The sequence below is a fragment of the Mesorhizobium sp. KR1-2 genome, assembly GCF_040045035.1.
GTDB lineage: Bacteria > Pseudomonadota > Alphaproteobacteria > Rhizobiales > Rhizobiaceae > Pseudaminobacter.
This window is the reverse complement of the sequence record NZ_JBDZDS010000011.1, coordinates 64,683-79,246: the sequence shown is the minus strand read 5'-3', so window position 1 is coordinate 79,246 and position 14,564 is coordinate 64,683. Positions and strand designations below refer to the sequence as shown.

General features: G+C 65.8%; 15 protein-coding genes. 8 read left to right on the top strand and 7 right to left on the bottom strand.

Annotated elements, in window-relative coordinates:
• Positions 1-32: 32 nt before the first annotated feature.
• Positions 33-1,382, top strand: coding sequence for an oxygen-independent coproporphyrinogen III oxidase (hemN, locus tag ABLE85_RS20100; RefSeq protein WP_348794490.1), 1,350 nt, complete (start codon positions 33-35; stop codon positions 1,380-1,382).
• Between the two features lie 328 nt (positions 1,383-1,710).
• On the opposite strand, the gene phnF is transcribed toward hemN, so the two are convergent.
• Positions 1,711-2,454: a phosphonate metabolism transcriptional regulator PhnF gene (gene phnF / locus ABLE85_RS20095; RefSeq protein WP_348794489.1), complete on the bottom strand. Its 744-nt coding sequence runs from the start codon at positions 2,452-2,454 to the stop codon at positions 1,711-1,713.
• 108 nt (positions 2,455-2,562) lie between these two features.
• Here phnF and phnG point away from each other — a divergent pair, with 108 nt between their 5' ends.
• The 7 genes from phnG to ABLE85_RS20060 are packed head-to-tail and all read left to right on the top strand — an operon-like array spanning position 2,563 to position 7,732.
• On the top strand, positions 2,563-3,033 hold the full coding sequence (gene phnG / locus ABLE85_RS20090; RefSeq protein ID WP_348794488.1) for a phosphonate C-P lyase system protein PhnG: 471 nt from the start codon (positions 2,563-2,565) through the stop codon (positions 3,031-3,033).
• Entirely contained in the window at positions 3,033-3,638 is a 606-nt protein-coding gene (phnH, locus tag ABLE85_RS20085; protein ID WP_348794487.1) for a phosphonate C-P lyase system protein PhnH, read from the top strand. Before phnG ends, phnH begins: the two co-directional genes overlap by 1 nt.
• Before the next feature lie 3 nt (positions 3,639-3,641).
• Entirely contained in the window at positions 3,642-4,745 is a 1,104-nt protein-coding gene (locus tag ABLE85_RS20080) for a carbon-phosphorus lyase complex subunit PhnI (protein ID WP_348794486.1), read from the top strand.
• On the top strand, positions 4,742-5,635 hold the full coding sequence (locus ABLE85_RS20075) for an alpha-D-ribose 1-methylphosphonate 5-phosphate C-P-lyase PhnJ (protein WP_348794485.1): 894 nt from the start codon (positions 4,742-4,744) through the stop codon (positions 5,633-5,635). The genes ABLE85_RS20080 and ABLE85_RS20075 overlap by 4 nt, the downstream gene beginning before the upstream one ends.
• Positions 5,632-6,408: a phosphonate C-P lyase system protein PhnK gene (phnK, locus tag ABLE85_RS20070; protein WP_348794484.1), complete on the top strand. Its 777-nt coding sequence runs from the start codon at positions 5,632-5,634 to the stop codon at positions 6,406-6,408. The genes ABLE85_RS20075 and phnK overlap by 4 nt, the downstream gene beginning before the upstream one ends.
• A 2-nt stretch (positions 6,409-6,410) precedes the next feature.
• Entirely contained in the window at positions 6,411-7,118 is a 708-nt protein-coding gene (gene phnL / locus ABLE85_RS20065) for a phosphonate C-P lyase system protein PhnL (RefSeq protein ID WP_348794483.1), read from the top strand.
• Positions 7,115-7,732: a DapH/DapD/GlmU-related protein gene (locus tag ABLE85_RS20060; RefSeq protein ID WP_348794482.1), complete on the top strand. Its 618-nt coding sequence runs from the start codon at positions 7,115-7,117 to the stop codon at positions 7,730-7,732. The genes phnL and ABLE85_RS20060 overlap by 4 nt, the downstream gene beginning before the upstream one ends.
• Positions 7,733-7,755: 23 nt before the next feature.
• Here ABLE85_RS20060 and ABLE85_RS20055 read toward each other — a convergent pair whose 3' ends face one another.
• From ABLE85_RS20055 to ABLE85_RS20030, 6 genes are all read right to left on the bottom strand, one after another.
• Positions 7,756-8,940 carry a Xaa-Pro peptidase family protein gene (locus ABLE85_RS20055; RefSeq protein WP_348794481.1) on the bottom strand — a complete coding sequence of 395 codons (1,185 nt, stop codon included), beginning with the start codon at positions 8,938-8,940 and terminating at the stop codon, positions 7,756-7,758.
• A gap of 80 nt (positions 8,941-9,020) precedes the next feature.
• The gene (gene phnE / locus ABLE85_RS20050) at positions 9,021-10,358 is read right to left on the bottom strand and encodes a phosphonate ABC transporter, permease protein PhnE (RefSeq protein WP_348794480.1); all 1,338 of its coding nucleotides are present in this window, start codon (positions 10,356-10,358) and stop codon (positions 9,021-9,023) included.
• Positions 10,359-10,360: 2 nt separating this feature from the next.
• Positions 10,361-11,320 carry a phosphonate ABC transporter, permease protein PhnE gene (gene phnE / locus ABLE85_RS20045; RefSeq protein ID WP_348794479.1) on the bottom strand — a complete coding sequence of 320 codons (960 nt, stop codon included), beginning with the start codon at positions 11,318-11,320 and terminating at the stop codon, positions 10,361-10,363.
• Positions 11,321-11,397: 77 nt separating this feature from the next.
• Positions 11,398-12,312 (bottom strand): phosphonate ABC transporter substrate-binding protein, encoded by a 915-nt coding sequence (gene phnD / locus ABLE85_RS20040; RefSeq protein ID WP_348794478.1) that lies wholly within the window; start codon positions 12,310-12,312, stop codon positions 11,398-11,400.
• An 80-nt stretch (positions 12,313-12,392) separates the two neighbouring features.
• Complete coding sequence (gene phnC / locus ABLE85_RS20035; protein ID WP_348794477.1) at positions 12,393-13,235, bottom strand: phosphonate ABC transporter ATP-binding protein; 843 nt, start codon at positions 13,233-13,235, stop codon at positions 12,393-12,395.
• 154 nt (positions 13,236-13,389) lie between these two features.
• Entirely contained in the window at positions 13,390-14,448 is a 1,059-nt protein-coding gene (locus ABLE85_RS20030) for a succinylglutamate desuccinylase/aspartoacylase family protein (RefSeq protein WP_348794476.1), read from the bottom strand.
• Between the last annotated feature and the right edge of the window lie 116 nt (positions 14,449-14,564).

Sequence of the window (14,564 nt, the reverse complement as noted above, 5' to 3'; positions counted from 1 at the left end):
TATGTCTGTCGGAGTTTTACGGAGCCCGACCGATGCAGCCAGACCTCATCCGCAAGCATGCAGCGCCCGTTCCGCGCTACACCAGCTATCCCACCGCGCCGCATTTCCACGAGGGCGTCACTTCCGGCACCTACCGCGAATGGCTTGGCGCGATTGAGCCGGGCACCGCGCTCTCGCTCTATGTCCACATTCCCTATTGCGACCGTCTGTGCTGGTTCTGCGCCTGCAACACCAAGCAGACGCGCCGCTACGAGCCGGTGGCCAAATATCTGCAATTCCTGCATCGCGAGATCGCCACTGTGGCCGAGATTGTGGCGGGCAGGGCCGAGGTGGGCGCGCTTCATTTCGGCGGCGGTTCGCCCACCATGCTCACGCCGGACGACATGCGCGCGCTGAACGGCGTGCTACGCTCGGGCTTCGCCTTCCGTGAAAATGCCGAGATCAGCGTCGAGATCGACCCCAACGACATGGACGAGGCGCGCTTCGACGCGCTTGCCGAAATCGGCATGACCCGCGTCAGCCTCGGGGTGCAGGATTTCGACCCAAAGGTGCAGTCCGCGATCAACCGCGAGCAGAGTTTTGCGCAGACCACGGCGGTGGTGGATGCCGCTCGCGCACGCGGCGCGCAGTCGGTCAATCTCGACCTGCTCTACGGCCTGCCGCATCAGACGGCAGACAGCGTCGCGGCAACGGTGGAGCAGGCGCTTTCCCTCCAACCGGACCGCATCGCGCTGTTCGGCTATGCCCATGTGCCGTGGATGCGCAAGCACCAGACCATGATCGACGAGGCAGCACTGCCGGGCGTGATGGAGCGTTTCGAGCAGTCCAGCCGCGCCGCCGAAATCATCGCGGGCCACGGCTATCAGGCGATTGGCATCGACCACTTCGCCAAGCCGGCCGACTCCATGGCGGTGGCGCATCGCGAGGGCCGGCTACGGCGCAATTTCCAGGGCTATACGGTCGACGACCTCGACACGCTTATCGGCTTCGGCGCCTCGGCCATCGGCAAGCTGAGCCAAGGCTATGTCCAGAACAACACGGCCACCGGCGAGTACGAGCGGCTGGTGTCCGAATGCGGGCTTGCCGTGGCGAAGGGCTTTGCGCTGTCGGTGGAAGACCGCATGCGCGCCTGGGTGATCGAGCGGCTGATGTGCGACTTCTTCTTCTCGCGGTCGGAATTCGCCCGCAGCTTCGGCGCCAGTGGAGCACCGGTGATCGAGCTTGCCGACCGGCTGGTGGCGCAGGACGAGGACGGCCTGATCGCGCGCGACGGCGACCGCTTTGTCGTCACCGACCGCGGCCGGCCGGTGGTGCGCGCGGTGGTCTCGGCCTTCGACGCCTATCTCGGCAACAACGGCGCCCGGCATTCGGTGGCGGTGTGAGGCGGCTGCGAGCTCTTCTGATTGGGAGCGGCCTTCGTCACCATCGAGGCATGGGTCCCCGGAACCCCTCGGCCGCTCGCTACGCTCGCGCTCGGGGCCCGAGGATGACGGTGGAGAGGGCAGTGCCAATCGCCAGCGTCGGAGATTGGCGCGGAGCAAAAAAGCAATCCGTCATCCTCGGGCCGAAGCACGAGCGCAGCGAAGTGCGGAGGCTCCGGGGATCCAGGCCTCGACCGTCGTGCGACTAATGCCTTGCGTGACCTGCGGAGATTTGAGCCGAGACCTCGCAATTCGTCGCGGCTCGGATAACTGCGGGCCAGGACCATCCCTACGTCTCGATCGTCAGCTCCACCAGATCGGCGGCAAAATGCGTCTCGGCGAACTGGATCGGCCGACCGCCGAGATCGTCATTGATAGCCACTGCCACCAGCACGATGGCGCCGGGCGACAGTTTCAGGGTGTCGAGGTCGTCGGCATCCGCATGCCGCGCCGATACCAGCGTCGAGCGGCGAACATAATCGTCCACGCCGAAGCGGGCGAAGCTCGCCGTCACCGAACCGGTCTCGGCAAATATCTCGGCGAAGCCCGGAAAACGGGTGGCGTCGAACCAGCTCGTGCCGCGTGAGACGCGCCGGCCGTCGGCCTCGCTCACCGTCTCTAGCCGCAGCACCGGCGCGCCCGGCTCCAGTTGCAAGGCCTCGGCGACGCGCCCCGCCGCCGGCTCGATCGCGTGGGCAAGCGAGATCACCTTGCGCGCCCGGGTCTGGTCCTTCAGCCCGGTGGAAAAGCGGGTGCGCGCGCTGATCGGATAGGCCAGCCGCTTGCGACTTTCGACAAACGTGCCGCGCCCCTGCTCGGCACGCAGCACACCTTCCTGCACCAGCGCCGAGATCGCCGCCCGCACCGTGTGGCGGTTCACGCCGAATTGCTGCGACAGCGTGATTTCCGGCGGCAGCCTGCCGCCTTCTCCCAGCGTTCCGTTGCTGATGCCCAGCCGGATGCGGTCGGCCACCTGCCGCCACAGCGCCACGCCGCTGCGGCGTTCCATCTGGTCTTCGCCGGTGTGCTCCATTTTGCCCGCTCCGTCATCCAGCCGTCATGGACAGCAATTAGAAAGGGAGTATAATTTGTTCTGTTGTATAGAGCAATAGACAAATCTACGGAAGTCAATGGAGCGGCCATGAAGACCGATAGGCGGCACGAAAAGGAAGAGGCGCTGGCGCGCAAGGCGGCGATGGCCGCGCTTGCCGACGCGCCGGGCGAAACGCTGAAGGCGCTGTGGGACGCATCCGGCCTGCCGCGCGATGCGCAGCGGCTGCGCGGACCAGAAACCGGGCTCGTCACGGTGCGCGGGCGGATCGGCGGCGGCGGTGCGCCGTTCAACTTCGGCGAGGCGACCGTCACCCGCGCCACGGTGCGGGTGGAGGGCGGCGCCGTGGGCCATGCCTATGCGCTCGGCCGCGACAAGGAAAAGGCGCTGCTTTCGGCCATAGCCGATGCGCTCTGGCAGGACACGTCGCGCCGCAACGACATCGAAACCAAGATCATCGCGCCGCTGCAGGCGGCTCAAGCCGAAGCCGATGAACGTCGCCACGCCGAGGCGGCGGCGACCAAGGTCGACTTCTTCACCATGGTACGCGGAGAGGATTGATGCAAATTGAGGCAATAGACGGCGGCTTCGCCAATCCGGTCTTCGACGCGCAGACGATGTTCCGCGCCGTCATGGACGCTATGGCGCGCCCCGGCACCATCCAGCCCTGCGGCGAGCTCACCGCTCCGCCCGCGCCGCTTTCGCCGGTCGCGGCTGCCGTTGCGCTGTCGCTTTGCGACGCCGACACGCCGCTCTGGCTCGATCCGGCCCTGCAGGCATCGCCCGCTGCCAGGCACTGGCTCGGCTTCCACACCGGCGCGCCGCTGGCCCACGCTCCGGCCGACGCGCATTTCGCCATCGTCTCGGGCCCGGCTGAGCTCATCGCGCTCGAGAATTTCGCGCAAGGGTCGCAGGAATATCCCGACCGCTCCACCACGCTCATCCTCCAGGTGCCCAGCCTTTCGGGTGGCGAGACGCTTCACCTCGAAGGCCCCGGCATCGAAACGTTGCTCGCTTTCGCGCCCGTTTCCCTGCCGCGCCACTTTGTCGAGCAGTGGAAGCAGAACCGCGCCCGCTTCCCGCGTGGCGTCGACGTCATACTGGCCGCACCCGAAGGGGTGGCCTGCCTGCCGCGCACCACGCGCATCAAGACCACGGAGGCCTGACCCATGTATGTGGCCGTCAAAGGCGGCGATGCCGCCATTTCCAACGCGCACAAGCTGCTTGCCGACCGTCGCCGCGGCGACCGTTTGGTGCCGGCGCTGCGCATCGACCAGATCGTGGAACAGCTCGCGCTCGGTGTCGATCGCGTCATGGCTGAAGGGTCGCTCTATGATCGTGAGCTGGCCGCGCTCGCCATTGCCCAGTCGCGCGGCGACCTGATCGAGGCGGTATTCCTGGTGCGCGCCTATCGCACCACGCTGCCGCGCTTCGGCTACACCAACGCCATCGACACCGGCGCCATGCTGGTCGAGCGTCGCGTTTCTGCAACCTATAAGGACCTGCCGGGCGGCCAGCTGCTCGGCCCCACCTTCGACTACACCCACCGCCTGCTCGACCCCGAGATCGCTGCCGGCTCGCCGGTCGATGAGCCCGAACAGCGCGACGCCGAAGCTGGGCGGATGCCGCGCGTTTCGGAAATCCTGGCGCATGAGGGCCTAATCGAAGGCGATGGCGACATGCCGCTGGATCACGTCACCGGCGACCTGACGCGCGAGCCGCTGGACTTCCCCATCGAGCGCGACCTGCGCCTGCAGGCACTGGCCCGCGGCGACGAAGGTTTTCTGCTCGCGCTCGGCTATTCCACGCAGCGCGGCTATGGCCGCAACCACCCCTTCGTCGGTGAGATCCGCATCGGCGAGGTGGAGCTGGAGCTGGACGTGCCGGAACTGCCCTTTGCCGTACCGCTCGGCCGCATCCGCGTCACCGAGTGCCAGATGGTCACCCAGTTCAAGGGTTCGGCAAAGGTGCCGCCGCAGTTCACGCGCGGCTACGGGCTCGTTTTCGGCCAGTCCGAGCGCAAGGCCATGTCGATGTCGCTGTGCGACCGTGCCCTCCGCGCCCGCGAATTCGGCGAGGATGTCGTTGCGCCTGCCCAAGACGAGGAATTCGTCATCTCGCATTCCGACAACGTCCAGGCCACCGGCTTCGTCGAGCACCTGAAGCTGCCGCACTATGTCGACTTCCAGGCGGAACTCGACCTCATCCGCCGCATGCGCGCCGAACACGATGCGCGCGAAAACCAGTTCGAACAGCAGGAAGCGGCAGAATGACCATGCAGCCAACGGATATCGCAACCTACAACTTCGCCTATCTGGATGAGCAGACCAAGCGGATGATCCGCCGCGCCATCCTGAAGGGCATCGCCATTCCCGGCTACCAGGTGCCTTTCGCCAGTCGCGAAATGCCCATGCCCTATGGCTGGGGCACCGGTGGCGTCCAGATCACCGCTTCCATCATCGGCCCGGACGATGTGCTGAAGGTCATCGACCAGGGCGCCGACGACACCACCAATGCGGTCTCCATCCGCGCCTTCTTTAAGAAGGTCGCCGACGTCGCCGTCACCACCGAGACGGCCAAGGCCACCATCATCCAGACCCGCCACCGCATTCCCGAATATCCGCTGCAGGCGGGGCAGACGCTGGTCTACCAGGTGCCGATCCCCGAGCCGCTGCGTTATCTCGAGCCGCGCGAGACCGAGACTCGCAAGATGCATGCGCTCGAGGAATACGGCCTCATGCATGTGAAGCTCTACGAGGACATCGCCAAGCACGGCCGCATCGCCACCACCTATGCCTATCCGGTCAAGGTCGAGGGGCGCTATGTGATGGATCCGTCGCCGACGCCGAAATTCGACAATCCCAAGATGCACATGTCGCCGGCGCTGCAGCTGTTCGGCGCGGGCCGCGAAAAGCGCATCTACGCCATTCCGCCCTTCACCGAAGTGGTCAGCCTGGACTTCGAGGACCATCCTTTCGAGATCCAGACTTTTGACCAGCCCTGCGCGCTGTGCGGGGCCGAGCAGGTTTACCTCGACGAGGTGATCCTCGACGACAAGGGCGGACACATGTTCGTCTGCTCCGACACCGACCACTGCGAAAAGCGTCAGGCGGAAGGCCATCGCGGCCATCTCGCCCCCGAAGCCATGGAGCCTGCCGAATGACCGACGAACCGCTTCTGCGCGTCAACGCGCTGTCCAAATATTACGGCGCGCGGCTGGGCTGCGAGGAGGTCACCTTCGACCTCTGGCCGGGCGAGGTCCTGGCCGTGGTCGGCGAATCCGGCTCGGGCAAGACCACGTTGCTCAACTGCCTGTCGACCCGACTGACGCCAAGCTCGGGCGGCGTCAGCTATCGCATGCGCGATGGCAGCTGGCGCGACCTCTACCGCATGAGCGAGGCGGAACGCCGCTTCCTCATGCGCACCGACTGGGGTTTTGTGCACCAGAACCCGGCCGATGGCCTGCGCATGACCGTCTCGGCCGGCGCCAATGTCGGCGAGCGGCTGATGGCCATCGGCGACCGCCACTACGGCAATATCCGTTCGACCGCGATCGACTGGCTCTCCCGCGTCGAGATCGGCGAGGACCGCATCGACGACGAGCCGCGCTCCTTCTCGGGCGGCATGCGCCAACGCCTGCAGATCGCGCGCAACCTCGTCACCGGCCCGCGTCTCGTCTTCATGGACGAGCCCACCGGCGGTCTCGACGTGTCGGTTCAGGCGCGGCTGCTCGACCTGCTGCGCGGCCTCGTCACCGATCTCGGCCTCGCGGCCATCGTCGTGACGCACGACCTCGCCGTCGCGCGCCTGCTCTCCCAGCGCATGATGGTGATGAAGGACGGCCATGTCGTCGAAGCCGGCCTCACCGACCGCGTGCTCGACGATCCGCGCGCGCCCTACACCCAGCTTCTCGTTTCCTCCATTTTGCAGGTGTAACCATGGCCACGCCTCTCGTCGTTTCCGCAGTCGCCAAAAGCTTCACCATGCACCTGCGCGACGGCATCAAGCTGCCGGTGGTGGCCGATGTCTCGTTTTCGCTGACTGCCGGCGAATGCGCGGTGCTGGGCGGGCCCTCGGGCGCGGGCAAAAGCTCGATCCTGAAAATGCTCTACGGCAACTATGCCGTGGATGAGGGCCAGATCATCGCCAACCATGGCGGCCAGCTCGTCGATCTCGCCTCGGCCAGCCCGCGCACCGTGCTCGCCATCCGCCGCGATACCATCGGCTATGTCAGCCAGTTCCTGCGCACCGTGCCGCGCGTCTCCGCGCTCGACGTGGTCGCGGAGCCGCTGGTGGCGCTGGGCGAGGGCAGGGAGCCGGCGCGCGAAAAGGCGCGCGAGCTGCTGTCGCGCCTCAACCTGCCCGAAAGGCTGTGGCTGCTTCCACCGGCAACCTTCTCCGGCGGCGAGCAGCAGCGCGTCAACATCGCGCGCGGCTTCATCACCAGCCATCCCATCCTGCTGCTCGACGAGCCGACCGCCTCGCTCGACGCCGTCAACCGCGAGGTCGTCGTCGGCATGATCGCGCAGAAGAAGCGGGAGGGCGTGGCGCTGCTCGGCATCTTCCACGACCAGGACGTGCGCGATGCGGTCGCCGACCGCATCATCGACGTGACGAAGTTCGCACCGGAAAGGATCGCGGCATGACGACAAAACTATCGGAACAGCCGCTGGTCCATCCGACGGCGGAAGTCAGCCAGTCGACGCTTGGTCGCTACACCGAGATCGCCGACCGCAGCCGCGTGCACGAGAGCACGCTCGGCGATTATTCCTACGTCATGCAGGATTGCGGCGTCTGGTGCGCCGAGATCGGCAAGTTCTCCAACATCGCGGCGGCCGTGCGTATCAACGCCACCAACCACCCGACCTGGCGGCCGACCCTGCACCACTTCACCTACCGCGCCTCGGACTATTGGGAGGATGCCGGCCATGAGGAAGAGTTCTTCGAGTGGCGGCGCTCCAACGCCGTGCGCATCGGCCACGACACCTGGCTCGGCCATGGCGTCACGGTGCTGCCGGGCGTCACGATCGGCGATGGCGCCGTCGTGGGTTCAGGCGCGGTGGTGACCAAGGACGTCGCGCCCTACACTATCGTCGCCGGCGTGTCGGCCAAGCCGATCCGCGAGCGCTTCGACCGCCGCACCGCCGAGCGTTACCAGGCGCTTGCCTGGTGGGACTGGGACCATGCGCGCCTGCGCACCGCGCTCGACGATTTCCGCGAGCTTTCGGCCGAGGCGTTTTTGGAGAAGCACGGCGGGTAGGGGGCTGTTCGCCGGAGCGCGCCTCACGCTCCCACATTCCAGCCGCGGCCGCGCTCGCCGAACATCTCGTGGCCGTCTGCGGTAATCGCCACCGTGTCCTCCAGCTTGATGAAGCCGCGTGTGGGATGGAGCATCGTCGTCTCCACCGACAGCACCATGCCGGGCTCGAGCGGCCTGTCGGCATCGACGCCCTCATAGGCCACGGGGTGGTTGGTCATGAGGAACGGCACCTCATGGGCGATCAGCCCCATGCCGTGCGCGAAGAAATCCGTATAGGCGGTCACCGGCGAGGCCTTCAGCACGCTTTCGGCATGCGCAATCATGTCGCCGCCCTTGGTGCCGGGCCGGCAGTGCGCGAAGGCGGCCTGCTGAACGGCGTCGATCTGGGCCAGCAAATCCTTCAGCTCCTGGTCCGGCTCGCCCATCACGCCCATGCGGCAGAGATCGCCGATATAGCCGTGAAAATTGCCGCCGGAATCGAGCGACAGCACCTCGCCCTTGTTCCAGCTCTGCGGCGAGATCGCCCGGTTGTGGCTGGCACCGATGGCGATCAGGCAATACTCGAACTGCAGCCCGCGATCGGTTTCCTCGCGGCGTAGCGCTTCCACGATTTCGCGTTTGCTCGCACCCGCGCGCTGGCCGGAAAACACCGCCAGCATCGCGTCGGTGATGAGCTCGGAGGCCTGGCGTAGCAGGTCGAGTTCCTGCGGCGTCTTGATCGCGCGCAACCGCTCCAGCGTGCCGGTGGCGTCCACCAGCCTTTCGTTGCCCAGTGCCTGCGCCAGCACGCCATGCGCGTCCGAGGGCAGGAAGGCCGGCTCGATGCCGATGCGCGCGCCTTGCCTGCCGATCTTCTTCAGATGCGCGGCAGCCAGCGTGGCCGCATCCACCGAGCCCCAGGTCGCGGTCTCGACCGTCGGCGTCCAGAACGGATTGTTGTGGTGCTCGCCACCTTCCAGGCGGTTGCCGATATAGGCGGCGTGGTCGGGCCGGCCCTTTTCATAGATCAGCACCGGCAGATAGCGGCTGTGGCCGATCGCATCCATGGCCGAGAAGAAGATGAATTTATAGCCGCCCAGCAGATACTGTACATTGTGCTTGGAAGTCGCGACCAGCACGTCGATGCCGGCCTCGTCCATCAGCCGGTCGAGCTTTGCGTGGTCGAAAGGCGGATGGCTCTCCCGGGTCGTCCCCGCTGCAATATTCATCGCTCCCCCCCTGAATATCGCCAGTCTATCTGGTCGGACCAGAGTTGACAAAGCGAATCCAGGCGAAGGCAAAGGCAGGCCTAACGCCCCGCGCTGCCTTCCATCAGCCGCCGCCGCAAAGCGTTCGAGATGTTGTCGAAGATGAACACGACGATCAGGATCAAGAGCACCATATAGGCCACGTTGGACCAGTTCGAATTGGTGCGCATGGCTTCCCACAGTTTCAGGCCGATGCCGCCCGCGCCCACTGCGCCGATGATGGTGGCCGAGCGGGTGTTGGATTCCCAGAAGTAGAGAGCCTGGCTGAGGAACACCGGCAGCACCTGCGGCATCACGCCGTAACGCTGCACCACCACCGGCGAGGCGCCCACGGAGCGAACGCCCTCACGCTGCTTGTCGTCGACGTTCTCCAGCGTCTCCGAATAGACCTTTCCGAGCGTGCCCGTGTCGGTGAAGAAGATCGCCGAGATGCCGGCCAGCGGTCCGGGGCCGAAGGCGCGGGTGAAGAACAGCGCCCAGATCAGCATGTCCACCGAGCGCAGGAAGTCGAAGAAACGTTTTGTGGCCTGGTTGGCGAAAAAACTCGGCGTGATGTTGCGCGCGGCGATGAAGGCCAGCGGCAGCGCCACAAAGGAGGCGAACAGCGTGCCCACGAAGGCCATCACGATGGTCTGCAAGAGCTTGGTCCAGACGTCGCCATGCTGCCATTGCGAGTTGTTCCAGATGTTGTCGAAGGCAAGCGCCGCATTCGACATCTCCGGCTTGATGCGTTCGCCCGAGACGATCAGCCCTGCCACTTCGGTCAGCGGCTTGCCCCAGAAGGGCGAACGCGGGTCGAACAGGAAGTTCGGCCAGCCAAGGAAGCGGCGGCTCATCGACACGCGCTCGGGCAGGATGCGCACTTCGCCGGCAAAGCCGAAATCGGCCTTCACCTCGTCCTCGCGCAGCGTTGCCCAGGCGGGCAGCTCGCCCTGCGGCTTGGCGCCCGTGGGGTCGAGCAGCACCGTCAGCTTCTCGCCGCGATGCTCGACCTCGACCAGCTTCGCATCGGCGACGACGCCGCCGGCCGAGCCGAAGTCTACCGTGAACCTGTTGCCGTCCTGAACCACCCAGTCCGGGTGGGGATTGTCGCCCAGCGGCGAGTAGCGCGGCCAGCTTATCTTGGCGTCGTCGCCGGAGAAGCGGATCGTGGGCCTCAGGTCATAGGAATACCACTGCCGCGCATAGATCTCGGCGCGCTCCCACTGGCCGCCGGCAATCACCGTGCCGATGGCGAAGAACCACCAGCAATAGGCGACGTAGAGAAGCGTGCCGAGCACGATCAGCAGGGGCAGCGAGCGCTTCAGCAGCGGCTGGTGGAACACGTCCGGATGACGGCTTTCGATCTCGGATAGTTGGCCGGCGGAAAGAAGCGTCATGGTCAGCGTCCGAAGTCGAAGGATTGCGCGCCCACCAGCTTGGCGCGCAGCCAGGCGGAAAGCTGGTCGACCGCCACGATAGTGGTGAACAACAGAAGGATGATGGCGAGCGTCTTGGCCTCGTGGCCTCGGCCGATCGACAGGCGCAACTCCTCGCCGATGCCGCCGCCGCCCACCGCGCCGATGATGGTGGAGGCGCGCACATTGATCTCGAAGCGCAGCAGCGCATAGGACATGAAGTTGGGCATCACCTGCGGCACGATGGCGAAGCCCACGCGCTCGAACCAGTTGGCGCCTACCGCGCGCAGGCCTTCCTCGGCCTTCATGTCGGCGTTCTCGACCACTTCGTAGAACAGTTTGCCCAGAGCGCCGATGGTGTGGATGCCGACGGCGAAGATGGCCGGGATGGCGCCCAGCGAGAGCACCGCCGCGAAGAAGCCGGCGATGACGATTTCGGGGAAGGCGCGCAGGATTTCCATGTAGCGCCGCACGACGAAGCGCAGCACGCGGCTGGCGACGAGATTCTTGGCGGCGAGGAAGCAGAGCAGGAAGCCGAAGATGAAGCCGATCAGCGTGGAGAGTGCTGCGATGTTCAGCGTCTCCAGCATCTTGTAGAAATATTCGGGGACGTAGAAGCCCGAACCGAAGAGATAGACGCGGCCTTCGGGGTAATCGTATTTCAGGCTGCCGTCGAAATAGGGCGAGGGCAGGTCGAACAGCGCGCGCCACATCTCGAGACCGTCGCGGGGCAGCATGTCGCCGGCGAAATCGAAGAAATGCGGCAGCCGGTCGAAGAACTTGCCGGCGTTGGATTCGTTTGCGAACCAGAGCGAACTGCCGAGAGCGATCGCCAGCGCGCCGACGATGAGGGCGGTGTAGAGACGGCGCCGTGCCGCCAGTTCATGCCAGTGCCGCTCGATGGCGAGGCCCTCGGCGGACAAGGTGTGGGCAGTCTGGCTCATGCCGTCTCCACTTTGGAAAGTCGGTTATAGAAATGGCCGGGCGCTTTTCGCACCCGGCCATCGTCATGCGAGGGCTCTTAGCCGCCGATCTGCGCCTTACGGGCGTCGATGATCGGCTGGTAGAAGGCCGGCGTCACTTCGGTGTAGCTGGTGAAGTCGCCGCCCTGGATGGCCGAGAAGCAGGCCGGATCGGTCTTCGGCAGGTCGACCATGAACTGCTTGAACTTGGCCTTGAGGTCGGCGTCCAGCGCGGTGCGCACGACGATCGGGCCGTTCGGGATCAGCGGCGACTTCCAGAGCTCGACGAAGTCCTTCATGTCGATCATGCCCTTGGACACCATCTTGTGCAGGTTGCCGGAGGTGTAGCCCTCGTCGAAGTTGCCGACGCCCGAGCCGAAGGTGGTGCCGGCGTCGAGCTTGCCGTCCTTGACCGCGAGAACGAGGTTCTCATGGCCGCCGCCGAAGCCGGTTTCGCCGAAGAAGTCCTTCACGGCGACGTTGTTGAGGTCCTTCGGCAACGAGGTGACGGGGATCAGGTAGCCCGAGGTCGAGTCCGGATCGGCGAAGCCGAGCTTCTTGCCCTTCATGTCGGCGAGCGTCTTGATGCCCGAGTCCTTGCGGGCGACCATGATCGAGTAATAGCCCTTGGAGCCGTCGGTCTGCACCGTGGTCAGGATCGGCTCGACCGCATCGGCGTTGGCAAGATAGATCTTGGCATAACCCGAGGCGCCGAGCTCGGCGTAGTCGAGCGTGCCGCCCAGCAGGCCCTGGATGACGCCGTCATAGTCGGTGGCCGGGAACAGCTTCACTTCCTTGACGCCGATCGCGGCGGGCAGTTTGTCGGCGAGGCACTGGTAGTTGCGCAGGCTGTCGGCCTCGTTCTCGCCGCCGAGGATGCCGACGCGGAAGGTTTCCAGGGATTCGGCGCGGGCGGCAGTGCCGCACGAGAGGGCGAGGGCAAGCGCGCCCAGAAGGGCTTTCTTGAGCGACATGGTGTACTCCTGTTGGGTCGAAGTGTCGTTGCGGTTTGGCAGCACTGAGCCCTTCACGCGGGCGAGACGATCACGGTCGTTCAGTGCCCGGCAAAGGCGGGCACGAGGCTTCCGGCGGATTCTATTCTGCGCAGCCGCTCGGGGCGGATGCTGGTGGAGGTGATGGCTTCCGAGATTTCCTCGCCATTGGCGTCGGCGCCGTAGACCAGGCGCACGGCCTCGCGCGTCAGCTCCTCCGGCGCGCCGTCGAACACCACCTTGCCGCCGGCCATGCCGATGATGCGGTTGCAATAGGCGCGCGCGGTGTCGAGCGTATGCAGGTTGGTGATGACGGTGATGCCTTCGCGCAGGTTGATGTCGCGCAGCGAGTCCATCACCACCTTGGCGTTCATCGGGTCGAGCGAGGCGATAGGCTCGTCGGCGAGGATCAGCCTGGGCTGCTGCATCAGAGCGCGGGCTATCGCCACGCGCTGCTGCTGGCCGCCGGAGAGAGTGCCGGCGCGCTGCAGCGCGGTCTGGGCGATGTCCAGTCGCTCAAGGGCTCCAAGGGCCATCGCGCGCTCCTCGCGGGAGAAGATGCCCATCAGGTTGAGCGCGGTGGAGCGATGGTTCAGGCGGCCGAGCAGGACGTTGGTCAGCACGTCGAGGCGTGGCACCAGGTTGAACTGCTGGAACACCATGGCGCAGTCGCGCTGCCAGCGGCGCAGCGTGCCGCCGCGATGGGCCGACACTTCCTTGCCGTCAAAAAAAATCGCCCCATCGGTAGGATCGATGAGGCGATTGATCATGCGCAGAAGGGTCGACTTGCCGGCGCCGGAGCGACCGATGATACCGACCATCTGACCCTGTTGGATTTCGAGCGCGACGCTGTCGACGGCGGTCTTCTTGCCAAAGCGGCGCGAGACATTGCGGATTTCGAGCATGGCGGCTTCCCTGTTTGGCTGTATCAGCCTCTTGGGAAGACTCCGCTAACGGACCAACATGAAACCGCCATGTCGGTTGCATGTCAGTTTTGTTACGCTGCACAGCCCTGAGGCCCGCTCGCGACGCGAGACGGGCCCAAATCGGCCTTCGGAACTACTGTTCCAGCGCGCCCGAGCGTGCATCGGCGCTGCGCGCCACGCCCACCAGCTTCACCAGATCGTCGCCGGCCCGGATCGAGCGGGTGGCGCGGCGGGTCAGGATAAAGCCGTCCTGCGGCGCCAGCACCTCCACGCGGCCGCCTTGCTCGCCCGGGGCAGCCACGATCGTTGCCAGCCGCTGGCCGGCCTTCACCCGGTCGCCGGGCTTCACGTCGTAGAGGATCGCGCCGGCAGCCGGCGCGGGCATCATCTCGATATGGTCGATGGGTGCCACCTCGCCCTTGAATTCCTTCGGCGTCTCCACCGACTTGTCCTCGATCACGCCGCGCGCCACCAGCAGCCGGTAGAGCCCTTCGGCGTCAGCCTCGGCATGGCCGGCCTCAACGTCCAAAATGCCGCGATATTCCACCGTGGTCACCACGCGGCGCTCCAGCTTCGCCTCCGCGGCCGGCAGCTTCAGATAGGGGCACAGAGCCGCCTCGTCGAAGGAGGCGCCGGAGGCGTCGCTCCACAGCACCACCGCGTCCACGCCCATCGAGGCGGCACAATCGGCCATGGCCGGCCAGAGGTCGCTCTGGATGTAGAGATAGGGCAGGCCCTCGTCGTCGCAGTGCAGGTCCAGCACGATCTCGTGCCCGAGCGAAAGCTTCAACAGCCGTGCCTTAAGCTGCTCGTCGGCGTTCAGCGGCGCGTCGTCGCCCGGCAGCAGGCTGGCGTCCGGCCGGTCGATCAGCGGGAAATCGCGGTTGAAGTTGGTGCGCGTGCCGAGATGGAACCGGCCCTGCGTCGCGCCGAAGAACTGCTGCGCCCGGCCCACCGGGTTGGCGCGCGGCACGATGGTCAGGTTGCCGCGCACGCGGCCCTCGGCCTCGGCCTTGCGCAGCTTCGGCATCAGCGCGTCGATCGCCACCACGCCGGGCAGCTCGTCGCTGTGGAGTGCGGCCTGGATATAGGCGCTCGGCGCGTCGGCTGCCGAACCCGCGATGCGGAAGACGGGAAATTCGTAAGCCACCCCGTCGCCATTGCCCCTGATCGTCTCGATCGTCTTCTGCATCGTGCTTTTCCTTGGTCCTGCGTTTGCCTTGACCGGATGCCCGAAAAATGGGAACCGGTTTCCCGAAATTGCCGTGGTCGAATAGATGGATAGCGCCCTCGAACGGGGTGCCCGAA